16 protein-coding genes are annotated in these 15,668 nt (G+C 44.6%); all 16 read left to right on the top strand.

What is annotated here, in order from left to right; translation table 11 throughout:
* Window positions 1-21: 21 nt before the first annotated feature.
* The 16 genes from iscA to MD535_RS16185 all read left to right on the top strand — a co-directional run bounded on the left by iscA (window position 22) and on the right by MD535_RS16185 (window position 15,660).
* Window positions 22-345: an iron-sulfur cluster assembly protein IscA gene (gene iscA / locus MD535_RS16260; RefSeq protein WP_265676082.1), complete on the top strand. Its 324-nt coding sequence runs from the start codon at window positions 22-24 to the stop codon at window positions 343-345.
* A gap of 49 nt (window positions 346-394) precedes the next feature.
* Window positions 395-910 (top strand): co-chaperone HscB, encoded by a 516-nt coding sequence (gene hscB / locus MD535_RS16255; RefSeq protein WP_265676081.1) that lies wholly within the window; start codon window positions 395-397, stop codon window positions 908-910.
* 23 nt (window positions 911-933) lie between these two features.
* Window positions 934-2,784 carry a Fe-S protein assembly chaperone HscA gene (gene hscA, locus MD535_RS16250; RefSeq protein ID WP_265676080.1) on the top strand — a complete coding sequence of 617 codons (1,851 nt, stop codon included), beginning with the start codon at window positions 934-936 and terminating at the stop codon, window positions 2,782-2,784.
* A gap of 19 nt (window positions 2,785-2,803) precedes the next feature.
* Window positions 2,804-3,142: an ISC system 2Fe-2S type ferredoxin gene (gene fdx, locus MD535_RS16245; protein ID WP_265676079.1), complete on the top strand. Its 339-nt coding sequence runs from the start codon at window positions 2,804-2,806 to the stop codon at window positions 3,140-3,142.
* A gap of 21 nt (window positions 3,143-3,163) precedes the next feature.
* Complete coding sequence (gene iscX, locus MD535_RS16240; protein WP_265676078.1) at window positions 3,164-3,364, top strand: Fe-S cluster assembly protein IscX; 201 nt, start codon at window positions 3,164-3,166, stop codon at window positions 3,362-3,364.
* A 176-nt stretch (window positions 3,365-3,540) separates the two neighbouring features.
* Window positions 3,541-4,836, top strand: a complete 1,296-nt coding sequence (gene pepB / locus MD535_RS16235) for an aminopeptidase PepB (RefSeq protein ID WP_265676077.1) — start codon at window positions 3,541-3,543, stop codon at window positions 4,834-4,836.
* 62 nt (window positions 4,837-4,898) lie between these two features.
* Window positions 4,899-5,324, top strand: coding sequence for a nucleoside-diphosphate kinase (gene ndk / locus MD535_RS16230; protein ID WP_265676076.1), 426 nt, complete (start codon window positions 4,899-4,901; stop codon window positions 5,322-5,324).
* Between the two features lie 184 nt (window positions 5,325-5,508).
* The gene (locus tag MD535_RS16225) at window positions 5,509-6,633 is read left to right on the top strand and encodes a bifunctional tRNA (adenosine(37)-C2)-methyltransferase TrmG/ribosomal RNA large subunit methyltransferase RlmN (protein ID WP_250618280.1); all 1,125 of its coding nucleotides are present in this window, start codon (window positions 5,509-5,511) and stop codon (window positions 6,631-6,633) included.
* Between the two features lie 496 nt (window positions 6,634-7,129).
* Window positions 7,130-8,095, top strand: coding sequence for a cytoskeleton protein RodZ (gene rodZ / locus MD535_RS16220; RefSeq protein ID WP_265676075.1), 966 nt, complete (start codon window positions 7,130-7,132; stop codon window positions 8,093-8,095).
* Between the two features lie 8 nt (window positions 8,096-8,103).
* Window positions 8,104-9,228, top strand: coding sequence for a flavodoxin-dependent (E)-4-hydroxy-3-methylbut-2-enyl-diphosphate synthase (ispG, locus tag MD535_RS16215; RefSeq protein ID WP_265676074.1), 1,125 nt, complete (start codon window positions 8,104-8,106; stop codon window positions 9,226-9,228).
* A gap of 24 nt (window positions 9,229-9,252) precedes the next feature.
* Window positions 9,253-10,521: a histidine--tRNA ligase gene (gene hisS / locus MD535_RS16210; protein ID WP_265676073.1), complete on the top strand. Its 1,269-nt coding sequence runs from the start codon at window positions 9,253-9,255 to the stop codon at window positions 10,519-10,521.
* A gap of 84 nt (window positions 10,522-10,605) precedes the next feature.
* Window positions 10,606-11,220, top strand: a complete 615-nt coding sequence (locus MD535_RS16205; RefSeq protein WP_265676072.1) for a YfgM family protein — start codon at window positions 10,606-10,608, stop codon at window positions 11,218-11,220.
* A 10-nt stretch (window positions 11,221-11,230) separates the two neighbouring features.
* A complete protein-coding gene (bamB, locus tag MD535_RS16200; protein WP_265676071.1) occupies window positions 11,231-12,388 on the top strand; it encodes an outer membrane protein assembly factor BamB in 1,158 nt (385 codons plus the stop codon).
* Window positions 12,389-12,559: 171 nt separating this feature from the next.
* The gene (gene der / locus MD535_RS16195; RefSeq protein WP_265676070.1) at window positions 12,560-14,047 is read left to right on the top strand and encodes a ribosome biogenesis GTPase Der; all 1,488 of its coding nucleotides are present in this window, start codon (window positions 12,560-12,562) and stop codon (window positions 14,045-14,047) included.
* A 70-nt stretch (window positions 14,048-14,117) separates the two neighbouring features.
* A complete protein-coding gene (locus tag MD535_RS16190; RefSeq protein WP_265676069.1) occupies window positions 14,118-14,981 on the top strand; it encodes an alanyl-tRNA editing protein in 864 nt (287 codons plus the stop codon).
* Between the two features lie 442 nt (window positions 14,982-15,423).
* Window positions 15,424-15,660, top strand: coding sequence for a zinc ribbon domain-containing protein (locus MD535_RS16185; protein ID WP_265676068.1), 237 nt, complete (start codon window positions 15,424-15,426; stop codon window positions 15,658-15,660).
* Window positions 15,661-15,668: the final 8 nt, after the last annotated feature.

The raw sequence follows: 15,668 nt of genomic DNA, 5'->3' as shown, positions 1-15,668 counted from the left end.
ATTAAAAGATAAGGTTGTAGTATGGCCATCTCCATGACAGACGCAGCAGCAAGTCGCGTAAAAACATTTCTAGATAACCGTGGTAAAGGCCTTGGTTTACGCTTAGGTGTGAAAACCACTGGGTGTTCAGGAATGGCGTACGTACTTGAGTTCGTTGATGATCTAGACGATGGTGATGAGGTATTTGAACACGCTGGTGTAAAAGTCATCATTGATGCTAAAAGCCTTGTCTATCTAGATGGAACAGAATTGGATTACGTAAAAGAAGGTTTAAACGAAGGTTTTGAATTCAACAACCCTAACGCGAAAGGCGAGTGTGGTTGTGGTGAAAGCTTTAATGTTTAACCGATAAGGAGCTCAGTTATCTGAGCTCCAATAATACGAGTCATACGATATGAATCATTTTGAACTTTTTGGGCTACCTGTTCAGTTTCCTCTGGACGGTAGCCTTCTTTCTTCTCAGTTTCTTGAGCTTCAAAAGCGTTTTCATCCTGATAATTTTGCCTCCGCTTCTGAGCGCGATCGATTATTAGCGGTGCAAAAAGCAGCACAGATTAACGATGCATACGAAGTATTGCGACGTCCTATTTCACGAGCAGAATACTTACTTGCCGAAAATGGTATCGATATTCGCAGCGAGCATAAAACCCTTCAAGATCCTATGTTTCTTATGGAACAAATGGAACTTCGAGAAACTCTCGAAGACGTAGCAAGCTCAGCGAATGCAGAAGAAGAACTTTTTGACTTTGAACGTCAGGTAAGCAAAATGTTTAGCGAGCATCTAACCGAGTTAACTCATGAGTTGGAACAGGCTCGTTGGGATAGCGCTGCTGACAGCGTTCGAAAACTCAAATTTATCGCCAAGCTTAAAAACGAAATCGAACAGTTAGAAGAAAAATTGCTTGGCTAATGACAGCCTCCAAGGATATTTGAATGGCATTACTTCAAATCGCAGAGCCGGGACAAAGTTCTGCACCACACGAACACAAACTGGCAGCAGGAATTGATTTAGGGACAACTAACTCACTGGTTGCTAGCGTAAGAAGTGGCGAAGCGGCAACGCTCGCGGATTCTAGAGGTAAAAAAATCTTACCCTCTGCCGTCCACTATTCACAAGAACAGGTGACCATTGGTTGGGATGCAAGAAATAATGCATCCCAAGATCCTGAGAATACCATCGTGTCGGTGAAGCGATTACTTGGCCGTTCTTTAGCTGATGTTAAAGCTCGCTATCCTTCATTGCCTTATCGACTGTCTGAAAGTGCAAATGGATTGCCGGTACTGCAAACGGCTGCTGGGGACAAAAACCCAATCCAAGTGTCTGCTGATATTCTGAAAACACTCGCTGAACGTGCTCAGGCCTCGCTAGGGGGGGAGTTAGCTGGTGTGGTTATTACTGTGCCTGCGTATTTTGATGATGCGCAGCGTGTCGGGACAAAAGATGCCGCTAATCTAGCAGGATTGCATGTACTTCGTTTACTCAATGAACCTACCGCAGCAGCCATTGCGTATGGCTTAGATAGTGGTCAAGAAGGTGTGATTGCGGTTTACGACTTAGGTGGTGGCACATTTGATATCTCTATTTTACGCTTATCAAAAGGCGTATTTGAAGTATTAGCAACGGGCGGTGATTCTGCGCTTGGTGGCGATGACTTTGATCATCTTATTGCCGATCACTTCCAAGCACTAATTGGACTCACTGAGCTGACGACGGCACAGCAACGTGAGCTTCTTGACGCAGCGACTCAAGCAAAGATAGATTTAAGTGACGCAGAAAGTACCTCAGTTTCTGTACTTGGCTGGCAAGGTGAACTCACGCGTTCAACATTTAATGACATCGTTCGTCCTTTATTAAAGAAAACGCTTATGTCATGCCGTCGCGCGTTACGTGATGCAGAAGTCGATGCTGAACACGTTCTTGAAACCGTGATGGTCGGTGGATCTACCCGCACGCCACTGGTTCGTGAAATGGTAGGTGAATTCTTTGGCAAAACACCATTAACATCGATCAATCCAGATGAAGTCGTGGCAATTGGTGCTGCGATTCAAGCGGATATTCTAGCGGGTAACAAACCGGATTCAGAAATGCTGCTTCTCGACGTGATTCCATTGTCTCTTGGCATTGAAACCATGGGTGGGCTGGTTGAGAAGATCGTACCTCGTAACACCACAATTCCAGTCGCTCGTGCACAAGAGTTTACCACGTTTAAAGATGGTCAAACGGCGATGTCGGTACACATCGTTCAAGGCGAACGCGAGTTGATAGACGATTGCCGTTCCTTGGCTCGTTTTTCTTTAAAGGGCATTCCTCCAATGACGGCGGGTGCGGCGCATATTCGTGTGACTTACCAAGTTGACGCCGACGGTTTACTCTCAGTAACCGCGATGGAAAAAAGCACCGGAGTGCAATCTGAAATTCAGGTGAAACCATCTTACGGCTTAAGTGATGATGAAGTCACAAACATGCTGAAAGACTCGATGACGTTTGCGAAAGAAGACATGTTAGCGCGAGCGTTAGCAGAGCAACGTGTTGAAGCGGATCGCGTGATAGAAGGGTTAGTCGCAGCAATGCAAGCCGACGGTGATGAGTTATTGGATGATGCCGGTAAACAATCGCTAGTCAGCGCGATCGAAGCGTTGATTCAGTTACGCAATGGTGACAACGCTGACGCCATTGAACAAGGTATTAAAGACACTGATAAAGCAAGCCAAGATTTTGCCTCTCGTCGCATGGATAAGTCCATCAGAGAAGCATTAGCTGGCCAGTCAGTTGACAATATTTAAAAGTAAGGACCAAGTAGTCATGCCAAAAATTGTTGTATTACCTCACGAGGACCTCTGTCCAGACGGTGCGGTTTTAGAAGCGAACCCAGGTGAAACGGTATTAGACGTTGCACTCAAAAATGGTATCGGAATTGAGCACGCTTGTGAAAAATCATGTGCGTGTACCACTTGTCACATCGTCGTACGTGAAGGTTTTGATTCTCTAGACGAAAGTGATGAGTTAGAAGATGACATGCTTGATAAAGCATGGGGTCTTGAGCCTGAATCACGTTTAGGCTGCCAAGCAAAAGTGATGAATGAAGATTTGGTTGTAGAGATCCCTAAATATACCCTTAATCACGCATCAGAAGATCATTAAAGCGTCTGCTAAGGAGAGCTTATGAGTTTAACATGGACGGATTCACGTGATATCGCCATTGAGTTGTGTGACAAGTTTCCAGACACGGATCCTAAAACGGTGCGTTTCACCGATTTGCATCAGTGGATCCTTGATTTAGAAGAGTTTGATGATGAACCAAATCGCTCTAATGAAAAAATTTTGGAAGCGGTCATCTTATGCTGGATGGATGAGTTCGAGTAAGTCGATTATCTAACGTATTGTAATGAAAACGGGCCTATGGCCCGTTTTTTTGTATTCAGTTGTTACATTGTTATTAATTCAGATAGGCATGTCATTGGTATTGACTCTACATAATGCTAACATCTTGATAATTACAAATACGACGAAACATATAATGGACCAGACAAGGAGAAACCATGTCTAATGCACTGTCGGTATTTCTGAGCCAAGAAGTTGCACCATCACAATGGGGAGAGGGGGCGACACTCTCTTATTCAGAATCAGGCACGACAATTCATCTCGCCGAAAATCTAGATTTAGATGTTATTCAAAGAGCGGCTCGAAAATTAGACTCACAAGGCATCACATGCGCGAGTCTACAGGGTGATAACTGGGATTTAGAAGCGACGTGGGCGTTTTACCAAGGCTATCGCAACCCGAAGAAAACCACATCAGTGGCGCTTCCCACGCTAAGCGAAGCCGATACTCATGAGTTGAATGCTCGTATTAAAGCCGCTGACTGGACGCGCGATATTATTAATAAAAGTGCGGAAGAAGTGGCACCTCGCCAGCTTGCCACAATGGCGGCGGAATTCATCAAGTCCACAGCGCCAGAGCATGTTACTTATCGCATTGTTAAAGATAAAGATTTGTTGACTGAAGGCTGGACGGGCATTTTTGCTGTTGGCCGAGGCTCTGCTCGTACTTCTGCCATGTTGCAACTGGATTTTAACCCGACTGGGGATCCTGAAGCGCCAGTGTTTGCTTGTTTAGTCGGTAAAGGGATTACATTTGACTCCGGTGGTTATAGTTTGAAAGCATCAAACTTCATGACGGCAATGAAGGCCGACATGGGTGGGGCAGCGACCATTACTGGCGGGTTAGGCTTAGCGATTCTTCGTGGCCTAAACAAGCGAGTGAAGCTTATTCTTTGTTGCGCTGAAAACATGGTGTCAGGCAGAGCATTAAAGCTTGGCGACGTCATTACCTATAAGAACGGCAAAACGGTAGAGATCATGAATACCGATGCTGAAGGGCGTTTGGTCCTTGCCGATGGTCTGATTTTTGCGAGCGAGCAAAACCCAGAAATGATCATCGACTGTGCAACATTAACCGGTGCTGCGAAGAATGCGCTTGGTAATGACTACCACGCGATTATGTCGTTTGATGATGAATTGACTCATCAAGCTCTGACGAATGCTAATCAAGAGAAAGAAGGGCTTTGGCCACTGCCACTTGCCGATTTTCATCGCAATATGTTGCCATCAAACTTTGCCGATCTTTCTAATATAAGTAGTGGGGATTATTCTCCTGGTGCTAGCACGGCAGCCGCTTTCTTGTCTTACTTTGTTGAAGACTATAAAAAAGGCTGGTTGCATTTTGATTGTGCAGGCACATACCGTAAGTCTGCTTCAGACAAGTGGGCTGCAGGTGCGACAGGTATGGGAACACGTACCTTAGCTCGATTACTAGTAGAGCAAGCTAAAAAATAGTGGCATAGGCCAACAAATTGCGAATAAAAAGCAATAGATAACAAAAACTGAAAGGAAGAACGATGACCCTAGAAAGAACATTTTCAATCGTTAAACCCGATGCTGTTGAGCGTAACCTTATCGGTGAAATCTACCACAGAATAGAGAAAGCAGGTTTGCGTATCGTAGCGGCAAAAATGGTTCGCTTAACGGATGAGCAAGCGAAAGGTTTTTATGCCGAGCATGACGGTAAACCTTTTTTCCCGGCGCTACGTGAATTCATGACATCAGGACCGATTATGGTTCAAGTGTTGGAAGGGGAAGATGCGATCAGTCGTTACCGTGAGTTGATGGGTAAGACCAACCCAGAAGAAGCAGCTTGCGGTACGATACGTGCCGATTACGCTCTAAGCATGCGTTATAATTCGGTTCATGGTTCAGATAGCCCAGAGTCAGCGGCTCGAGAAATTGAATTTTTCTTTCCAGAGTCAGAAATCTGCCCTCGTTAATTAAGGGCATAATAGGAAGGAGGCAGTCGCCTCCTTTTTTATTGTCTGTGTAGTGGCTTGTATAAAAAATGTTCACTTATAAATGAAAGCCTTATTATTTTAGGGTTTTGTTGCGCTTGTTGCAGGAGCCTAAAGGCTGTACAATTCGCGCCCTTAACAGAATCTTCGTCATTTAAGAGGCAACATGACCGTACAAAAAGTCAATCTACTCGATTTTGATCGCAAGGGCTTGCGTAAGTTTTTTCAAGAAGAGCTCGGCGAAAAAGCCTTTCGTGCTGATCAGGTAATGAAGTGGATCTACCATTTCGGTTGTGATGACTTTGAGAAAATGAACAACATCAACAAAAAACTTCGTGAGAAGTTGTTGAGAGTGGCAGAAATCAAAGCTCCGACCGTTTCTGAAGCTCAACATTCATCGGATGGCACTATTAAGTGGGCGATGCGAGTGGGTGATCAAGATGTTGAAACGGTTTATATTCCGGACGAAGATCGTGCCACATTGTGTGTGTCATCCCAAGTAGGGTGCGCACTTGAGTGTAAGTTCTGTTCTACTGCCCAACAAGGTTTCAACCGTAACCTAAAAGTGTCTGAGATTATTGGACAAGTTTGGCGTGCTGCAAGAGAAATTGGCTTACAAAAAGAAACCGGTCGTCGTCCTATCACTAACGTCGTGATGATGGGAATGGGTGAGCCACTTCTTAACATGAAAAACTTGCTACCCGCACTAGAGCTAATGCTTGACGATTTGGGTTTTGGGTTATCAAAGCGACGTATTACCGTCTCGACTTCGGGCGTGGTTTCTGGACTTGATCAAATGACGGGTAACATTGATGTTGCATTGGCCATTTCACTGCATGCTCCAAATGATAAGCTACGTAGCGAAATCATGCCAATCAATGACCGTTGGGATATCCAAGACTTCTTAGCGTCAGTTCAACGTTATATCGCTTCATCAAATGCAAACCGCGGCCGAGTTACCGTTGAGTATGTGTTACTTGATCACGTCAACGATGATATGGATCATGCGCGTGAGTTAGCGGAGTTACTTAAAGACACGCCAGCTAAGATTAACTTGATTCCATTTAACCCATACCCGGGTTCGCCTTACAAGAAACCAAGTAATTCACGAATCGATCGCTTCATGAAAACCTTGATGCAATATGATTACACGGTTACGGTTCGAAAAACACGTGGTGATGATATTGACGCCGCTTGTGGTCAGCTCGTGGGTGATGTGATTGACCGTACCAAACGGACTAAACAAATGACTCAAAAAGGCGCAGAAGCGATACCTGTTAAAACGCTGTAACGCTCTATATTCTAAAGCCAAGTTTCGACTTGGCTTTTTTGTACTTAGTGTTTAGAGAATAATCTGACGAAATTATCCGATCGCTGCCACAAAGCTATACAAATATTTTTGCTATTAGGGAACAAATATTGTTTTTATTAATCAAATAGTTCAAAGCGTCGCCTGATCAAGGTAAGTATTGTTATTTTTTAATCAAAATAGCCAGTATTCGCATTGATTTACGATTGGTTATTTTAACTCATGAATAGAATCGACTATCATGGGGCATTAGAGATGGTAAATCTCAGATATTGAGAAAAATTCTTAGTGTGCGAACGCACGTTAATGTCGACGATTTAGCAACGGATGTCGTGTCGACGATGACCACCATTAGGGACTAGTCTGTATATACAGTTAGTGCATACGATTTACTAGACTGATGACAAATAAACACCGATAAATAAAATGAAATAAGCGTGTGTGAATCTCGGTCACAACCATAAGAAGTACAGAATTAATGAGTACAGATAGCAATCAAAGCACAGAGCGTGTCCTAGAAGAAAAAGACGTTGTCTTAGCTGGAACCATTTTAAAGCAAAAGCGAGAAGCATTAGGGCTGACTCAAAAGCAGATTGCTGATCGACTTCGTTTGCGAGTGGCCATCATTCAAAAAATAGAATCCAATGAGTTTGATGGTGAGCTGGTCGCAACGTTTACCCGAGGTTACCTTCGTTCATATGCCAAAGCGGTAGGTGTAGCAGAAAAAGAAGTACTGGGTGCGATTGATCATCATGGTGAAGCTCAGCACAGTGAACAAGAGATGCAAAGCTTCTCGCAGAAAACCAACAAAGAAAAACACGATAGCCGAATCATGAAACTCACGTGGGGCATTTTTGCTGTCATTATCGGAATTTCATCGGTTTGGTGGCTACAAAACCAACAAAAAGACACCTTATCTGAAATCGCGGATACCAGTGAACCCGCTGTGGAAGTAGCAGAGACAGAGCTTGATGCTCATTCTGCACAAGATACGACGTTTGATACCTTGCCCGCTGAGGCTACCGAGCAAGTCAAAACGTTGGATGTTTCCGCTGTACTAGAAAGTTCGGAGACGGAAGCGGCACAAGAGCAATCAGAAACTGTCGTGGATGCCGTTGTTACAGCCGATGATTCGGTCGCAACGGACGCCGACGTAAAAGAGTCGACCACGGCACAAGTGAAAGAAAAAAAAACAGCTGAAAACGGATTAACCAATTTAACTATGTCGTTTAAAGGTGATTGTTGGATCCAAGTTAAAGATGCCAATGGAAAAACCGTGACGACAGGAATCAAGAAGCCGGGAGAGCTGGTTGATGTGAATGGTAAAGCACCATTTAAAATCATCTTAGGTGCTCCAGAGAAGGTTTCTATGACATTTGCGAGTGAACCTGTTGACCTTTCTGGGTATACTTCAGGCAAAGTAGCTCGATTCACCTTACCTTAGAACTCAATATGCATCACGAATCTCCAATTAAACGTCGCCCATCTACGCGTATTTATGTGGGTGATGTACCTATCGGTGACGGCGCACCAATCGCCGTTCAATCCATGACAAACACGCGTACAACCGACGTGCAAGCGACGGTTGCTCAGATCCGAGCGTTGGAAAATGTCGGGGCAGATATTGTCCGCGTTTCTGTTCCAACGATGGACGCTGCAGAAGCCTTTCGAGAAATTAAGAAGCAAGTTTCGATTCCATTAGTTGCCGATATTCATTTTGATTATCGGATTGCCTTAAAGGTGGCTGAATATGGTGTAGATTGCTTGCGTATTAACCCCGGTAACATTGGTAACGAAGCACGTATTCGCTCCGTGGTCGACTGTGCTCGAGATAATAATATTCCTATTCGAATTGGTGTGAATGGCGGATCGTTAGAAAAAGACATTCAAATGAAGTATGGCGAACCAACACCTGAAGCGTTGGTGGAGTCTGCTATGCGTCACGTGGATATTTTAGATCGCCTGAACTTTGATCAATTCAAGATCAGCGTAAAAGCATCCGATGTTTTTCTTGCGGTTGATTCTTACCGATTGCTAGCAAAGAAAATTGATCAGCCTTTGCACTTAGGCATTACCGAAGCGGGTGGCGCACGAGCAGGTGCGGTGAAATCTTCTGTTGGTCTAGGCATGCTGTTAGCTGAAGGTATCGGTGACACGCTGCGAATTTCGTTAGCGGCCGATCCGGTAGAAGAAATTAAAGTTGGCTTTGATATTCTTAAATCCCTGCGAATTCGCTCTCGCGGTATTAACTTCATTGCCTGCCCAAGTTGCTCTCGCCAAGAATTCGACGTTATTGGCACCGTGAATGCACTGGAGCAGCGCCTAGAAGATATCATTACACCAATGGATGTTTCGATCATTGGGTGCGTAGTGAATGGTCCAGGCGAAGCGGAAGTATCTCACTTAGGGTTAGCAGGCAGTAATAAAAAAAGTGCTTTTTACGAAGATGGTAAACGTCAAAAAGAGCGCTTAGACAACGATGATCTTATTAGTAAGTTAGAAGCTAAAATTCGCGCGAAAGCCTCAATTTTAGATGAAAACAATCGAATCAATATTAGTCAGATAGACGACAAATAATCTCAACGATAACGGTATTTAACTGTGGCAAAAACTATACAAGCAATACGAGGCATGAATGACTGCCTTCCTACACAATCTCCTCTTTGGCAAAAAGTAGAGAATACGGTTAAACAAGTTGTCAGTGCATACGGCTATAATGAAGTCCGCATGCCAATTGTTGAGATGACAAACTTATTCCGCCGTGCGATTGGTGAAGTCACCGACGTGGTAGAAAAAGAAATGTACACCTTTGAGGACCGTAATGGCGATAGCCTGACACTGCGTCCAGAAGGGACAGCTGGCTGTGTACGTGCAGGGATTGAAAATGGCTTGCTCTATAACCAAGAGCAGCGTTTATGGTACATGGGCCCTATGTTCCGTCATGAACGCCCTCAGAAAGGTCGTTACCGTCAATTCCACCAATGTGGTGTTGAAGTGTTTGGTCTTGATGGCCCTGATGTCGATGCTGAATTGATCATGATGACAGCGCGTTTATGGCGTGAGCTAGGTATCCATGAACATGTTCGTTTAGAACTTAACTCTATCGGTTCACTGGAAGCGCGTGCCAACTATCGTACCGCGTTGATAGCCCACTTAGAGCAGCATATCGACGTGCTGGATGAAGACAGCAAGCGTCGTATGCATACTAACCCATTGCGCGTACTTGATAGTAAGAATCAAGACGTTCAAGCGATTTTAGTCGATGCACCGGAACTGGCGGATTACTTAGACGAGGAGTCTAAAGCGCATTTCTCAGGTCTGTGTGAACTATTAGATGCGGCGGGTATAGCGTATACGGTCAACCAACGTTTAGTTCGTGGTTTAGATTACTATAACCGTACCGTTTTCGAGTGGATTACAGACAGCTTGGGTGCGCAAGGCACCGTTTGTGGCGGTGGACGTTACGATGGTCTTGTAGAGCAACTTGGCGGTAAAGCAATGCCTGCAGTTGGCTTTGCTATGGGCCTAGAACGCCTTGTACTGATGATGGAAACATTAGAGCTGACTGAAGTACGCCGTAGTGTTGATGCATACGTCGTGACGTCAGGTGAAGGCACCATGATTGCAGGCGTGAAATTAGCTGAGCAGTTACGTGAAGCGATGCCTGGTATTCGAGTGATGAATCACTTTGGTGGCGGTAACTTTAAGAAACAATTTAAACGTGCAGATAAAGTGGGTGCGGTTTACGCACTAGTGCTTGGCGAAAATGAAGTGGCTGAGAACACGGTCGTGGTCAAAGATTTGCAAGGTGGCACGCAGGAAACTGTTGCGCTAAATGAGTTAACCGCTAAATTAGCAGATATTATTTAAATCCTGTCTTGGTAACGAAGAAGAGGTGGTGGGTAACGACCTCTTTATTAGACAGTGACGATATTATTTTTAAGAGGACAGGAAGTGGAACTCTACGATTCTGAAGAGCAACAAGTAGAAGCGATCAAAGATTGGTGGCAAGAAAACGGCAAGGCCGTTGTATTGGGTGTTGTCGTTGGTTTAGGTGGCTTGTTCGGTTGGCGTTTTTACCAAGATTCAGCGATTCAAGCTCAAGAAGCAGCGTCTGAACAATATACCAGCGTCGTTGAAGCGATCGCAGCACAAGGTGTTGAAGCGGGTGCTGAAGTTCAAAGCTTTATCGATACAAGCAAGGCGACGGAATATTCAGTATTAGCGGCACTGCAGTTGGCAAAAGCTCAAGTTGAAGCTGGTGAGCTTGACCAAGCACTAACACAACTTCAGTGGGCACAAGCGAATACCAAAGATGCAGCGGTTTCTCCGTTAGTGACTTACCGTATTGCACGAATTATGGCAGAGCAAGAGAATATCGACGGCGCGAGAGCGGAACTTGATAAAATCACCGATGAAGCGTGGGCGGGTCGAGTTGCTGAGCTTCGTGGTGACATTGCTATTAAAGCCGGTGAACGTGATGTGGCATATTCTGCGTATACTGAAGCGCAACAAGCGCAAGATGCCAGCCAAGCGTTGCAAATTAAGCTGGATGATCTTGCCAAGTAAGGGCTAGCCGATGAATAGATTCGTTAAGAAGGTTTTACTTTCTATTTCGGTGCTGGGCGTGCTGGCTGGTTGTTCGAGTGAAGAAGATACGGTCATCATGGCACCATTGCCAGTCGTTGACAGTGAGTTTTCACCTGCAACCGAATGGTCATCAAGTATTGGTAGCGGCATAGGGCAATTTTTTTCCAAGCTGTCGCCAGCGTATGCCTATGATAAATTGTTTGTTGCCAGTCGAGATGGTGTCGTAAAAGCGTACGATCCTGAAAGTGGTAATACACTCTGGCAAGTTGACCTAGAAGAGGATGACTCAGCTCGTTTGTCTGGCGGCATTGCAACGGCTTATCAAAAACTCTATATCGGTAGCGAAAACGGTGAAGTTATCGCTTTGGATGTCGAAACGGGTGAAGTCGTATGGCGTGCTGAGGTGAACGGTGAAGTGTTGGCGAAACCCGTTGCGGATGCCAACCTCATCATGGTGCACACAAGCCAAGGCTTATTGGTCGCGCTAGAGCAAAGTAATGGTGAAGAACGTTGGGCGATTAGCACAGACGTTCCAAACTTAACGTTACGTGGTGATAGTGCACCAGCGGCCATTTCTGGTGGCGTGTTCTGGGGAACGGCAAACGGACGTCTCGCCGCTGCTATCGTAGAGCGTGGTCAGTTGATTTGGCAGCAACCTGTGGGCACACCAAAAGGGGCGACCGAAATTGATCGTTTGGTAGATGTGGACGCATCGCCGATTATTCTTGGCGGCACGTTATATACGATTGGCTTTAATGGTCAATTGATTGCGATAGACTTACGTTCGGGTAACCCAATCTGGAAGCGTAACTACTCTTCTGCAACGGACATGGCAACGGACAGTCGTACTTTATATCTCATTACCGATAATGATCATATCGTGGCTGTCGATGCTCGAAGTGGCACAGAACTATGGGAAAACAAACTGTTAGAGAACCGTTTGTTGACCGCACCTGTGATTGTAGATGGTTTTGTGGTTGTTGGAGATAGCCTAGGTTACCTGCATTGGCTAGATAGAGAGACGGGATATTTTGTTTCTCAGCAAATGACGAATGAAAGTGGTTTGTCGGTTGGTCCAACCATGGTGCCAGGTGGTTACATCATCGTGAATCGTGACGGTGAAATAAAGAAACTGACGATCAAATAAAAAATCGTGATATAATTCACATAAGGCTCCTTGCTGATTTCAGTTAGGAGCCATTTTATTGCTGCGAAGCAAAAGGATCTTTTCGTACGCGGACAGATGGATAATGGTGTGGTTATAGGAAAGCTCGAATTTTACCTATAACCACATAACAAGATAAGTATAGAGGTTATTATGGTACCTGTTGTTGCCCTAGTGGGACGCCCAAACGTAGGTAAGTCGACCCTGTTTAACAGGCTAACTCGCACTCGTGATGCGTTGGTTGCAGATTTTCCTGGACTGACTCGAGACCGTAAATACGGTCAGGCGAAGCTAGGTGAGCATGAATTCATTGTGATCGATACTGGTGGTATTGATGGCACTGAAGAAGGTGTTGAAACAAAAATGGCAGAGCAGTCATTAGCCGCCATCGATGAGGCTGATGTCGTGCTGTTTATGGTTGATGGCCGCGCCGGTCTCACACCATCAGATGAAGCAATCGCTCAACATTTACGTAAGATTGAAAAACCAGCGATCTTAGTAGTTAACAAGGTTGATGGTATTGATGCCGATGTTGCCAGTGCTGAATTCTGGAAGCTTGGCGTTGATGACATGTATCAAATCGCAGCGGCTCACGGTCGTGGTGTATCCGTGCTGATTGACCGTGCGTTAAATCCTTTTGCGGAAGCTCTTGAAAAAGAAAATGGTGAGATTGAAGATCTGACTGATTTTGAAGATGAAGAAGAAGAGCAACTGGAATACACGGAAGAAGAAGCGGAGAAAGAGTTTCAGCGTCTGCAAGATCAGCCAATCAAGTTAGCGATTATTGGTCGCCCTAACGTTGGTAAATCAACGTTGACCAACCGTATTCTTGGTGAAGAGCGTGTGGTTGTTTACGATATGCCAGGCACGACTCGTGACTCTATCTATATCCCAATGCAACGTGATGAGCGCGAATATGTATTGATCGATACTGCGGGTGTTCGTCGTCGTCGTCGTATTAATGAGACCGTTGAAAAATTCTCTGTGGTGAAGACACTTAAAGCCGTAGAGGATGCCAACGTTGTATTATTGGTTATTGATGCGCGTGAAAATATCTCAGATCAAGATCTTAGCTTACTTGGCTTTGCATTGAATGCGGGACGCTCTATCGTTATCGCCGTCAATAAATGGGATGGCTTGGATAACGATGTTAAAGAGCATGTTAAAAAAGAACTCGATCGCCGCTTAGGTTTCGTTGACTTTGCTCGTATTCACTTCATTTCTGCATTGCATGGTACAGGTGTCGGTCACTTATTTGAATCGGTACAAGAAGCGTATAAGTCAGCGACAACACGTGTGGGTACTTCTGTACTTACTCGTATTATGAAGATGGCAACGGATGATCACCAACCACCAATGGTTCGTGGTCGACGTGTTAAGCTTAAATACGCGCATGCTGGTGGCTATAACCCACCAATCGTTATCGTTCATGGTAACCAAGTGAAAGAACTACCAGACTCTTACAAGCGCTTCTTGATGAATTACTATCGTCGTGCCTTAGAGATTATGGGGACGCCGATTAGGATTCAATTCCAAAACAGCGAGAACCCATTTGAAGGTAAGTCGAACAAGATGACGTTGTCGCAAGAGCGAAAACACAAACGCTTAATGACCATGATGAAAGGTCGTACTAAGAAATAAAGCGTAAGAAAAAATAGAGACGCCCGCTGATTATCAGTGGGCGTTTTTTTAGTTTAAGGGAAGCTAAAATATGATTACAGCAACGAAAACCTTTTTTTGCCATGACATGACTACGCTTGAAAGCGTCGTTCAATTGCGAGTAGAGGGTCAAGAGTATACGGATGTGGTGGTTGAAAGTACGCCGTTTCATCCTGTTAGTCACATATGGCCCGACCATCCAGCCGATCGTGGTTGGATGACCATCGATGGCAATCGTATGGACGTGAGTGATTGTTTGGTTGGTGCAATAGAGTTAGCGACGAGTGAGCTTTATGTCGCTGAAGCGATACCCGTAAAGCGTGATACGGAAGGTTGGGTGTTTGTTGTGGTTCATCGCCTCTCTCAAAGGTTAGCGCTGACACAAGGACAAACCGTCACGTTAGAGATTGATGCCGATTATCAAGCGAGCCTGAGTCGTGGGCATAGTGCTGGTCATATTGCTTCTTTAGCACTAAATAAAGTGTTGGCTGATAAATATTGGAGAAAAGTCGCGGATCGAATTGATGGGTTAGGGCACTATGATTTCAATAGCTACGCACAAGAACAAAGTGAGGTTCTTCCTGATAGGTGTGTGGATCTATATCGCTTGGGTAAAACATTAAAGAAGCGTGGTTTGAATACGGCAGATGTGCTTTCAGACATTGTAGAAATAGAGTCGGCCGTGAATACATTGCTAACGCACTGGTTATCTCAACCATCGCCGATCCAGATGCAACTCGAGGGCCCTTATTTGACCAGTTCTCGATTTTGGCATTGGAATAAGTGTGACGCACTTGTGGTTATGCCTTGTGGTGGCACGCATGTGACATCCACATCTTCAATTTCAAAGACACAGATTAAGCTTGAAACAATAGAATCAACTTATATACGTATGCATACCTATGTAATCCACTAATGCTAGAAATGATCTTTTTATTAAATTCTATAAAGTGGTTGAATGTGGGGTGTAATTAAGTTGATTAATCTGCTTGCAGTCCAAATGCAGGATATGTAACTTATGCTTTCGGTGTGTGGTTATATAAATGTTCTTTTTGTAGCAGATCGCTGATCAACATAGCTTTTGGGTAGGATCGAGATAAGATCGTGAAAAGCATCGCTAGGGTGTCGAGTGATAAGTGATACTTTTAATACCTATTTAGAGTAGTGTCGAGGGTAAAGAACGTCAAAGTATCGGCACATTTACCTGAGCTGATAGAGAGGCAAGTTTGGGTGATAAAGCGATAGGGCATCAAGATCAAAAAACTCTCGCACTAAAGTCATTAAGATCGTGCTGAGTGAAGCGCTCCTAAATTCACTGTAACTTTGTACTCATCATATTGATTGATTAAGGAGATGGCATGCAAGGCCAAGAAAATCCATGTCCGAGTTGTCATTCGGCTCTTACTTGGGATGGACAATATTACTGTTCATCATGTAGCAAGCATTATAGAAAAGTGGCGTTTTGCCCAGATTGTTCTGCCCTGTTGGAAAAGCTGCAGGCGTGTGGGTCAGCTAGCTACTTTTGCCATAGTTGTAACGAATTGAAGTCTAAATCAAGAGTAAAGATTGAATTTCAATTGTTAGGACTGTCTTAATAAACAGA

The organism is Vibrio qingdaonensis (assembly GCF_026191675.1).
Classification (GTDB): domain Bacteria; phylum Pseudomonadota; class Gammaproteobacteria; order Enterobacterales; family Vibrionaceae; genus Vibrio; species Vibrio qingdaonensis.
This window is presented reverse-complemented; position numbering and strand designations above follow the sequence as displayed.

Excerpts from the sequence above, each read along its gene's own strand:
- iscA (WP_265676082.1), top strand. The coding sequence starts at position 22 with ATGGCCATCTCCATGACAGACGCAGCAGCAAGTCGCGTAAAAACATTT.
- hscB (WP_265676081.1), top strand. The coding sequence starts at position 395 with ATGAATCATTTTGAACTTTTTGGGCTACCTGTTCAGTTTCCTCTGGAC.
- hscA (WP_265676080.1), top strand. The coding sequence starts at position 934 with ATGGCATTACTTCAAATCGCAGAGCCGGGACAAAGTTCTGCACCACAC.
- fdx (WP_265676079.1), top strand. The coding sequence starts at position 2,804 with ATGCCAAAAATTGTTGTATTACCTCACGAGGACCTCTGTCCAGACGGT.
- iscX (WP_265676078.1), top strand. The coding sequence starts at position 3,164 with ATGAGTTTAACATGGACGGATTCACGTGATATCGCCATTGAGTTGTGT.
- pepB (WP_265676077.1), top strand. The coding sequence starts at position 3,541 with ATGTCTAATGCACTGTCGGTATTTCTGAGCCAAGAAGTTGCACCATCA.
- ndk (WP_265676076.1), top strand. The coding sequence starts at position 4,899 with ATGACCCTAGAAAGAACATTTTCAATCGTTAAACCCGATGCTGTTGAG.
- MD535_RS16225 (WP_250618280.1), top strand. The coding sequence starts at position 5,509 with ATGACCGTACAAAAAGTCAATCTACTCGATTTTGATCGCAAGGGCTTG.
- rodZ (WP_265676075.1), top strand. The coding sequence starts at position 7,130 with ATGAGTACAGATAGCAATCAAAGCACAGAGCGTGTCCTAGAAGAAAAA.
- ispG (WP_265676074.1), top strand. The coding sequence starts at position 8,104 with ATGCATCACGAATCTCCAATTAAACGTCGCCCATCTACGCGTATTTAT.
- bamB (WP_265676071.1), top strand. The coding sequence starts at position 11,231 with ATGAATAGATTCGTTAAGAAGGTTTTACTTTCTATTTCGGTGCTGGGC.
- der (WP_265676070.1), top strand. The coding sequence starts at position 12,560 with ATGGTACCTGTTGTTGCCCTAGTGGGACGCCCAAACGTAGGTAAGTCG.
- MD535_RS16190 (WP_265676069.1), top strand. The coding sequence starts at position 14,118 with ATGATTACAGCAACGAAAACCTTTTTTTGCCATGACATGACTACGCTT.
- MD535_RS16185 (WP_265676068.1), top strand. The coding sequence starts at position 15,424 with ATGCAAGGCCAAGAAAATCCATGTCCGAGTTGTCATTCGGCTCTTACT.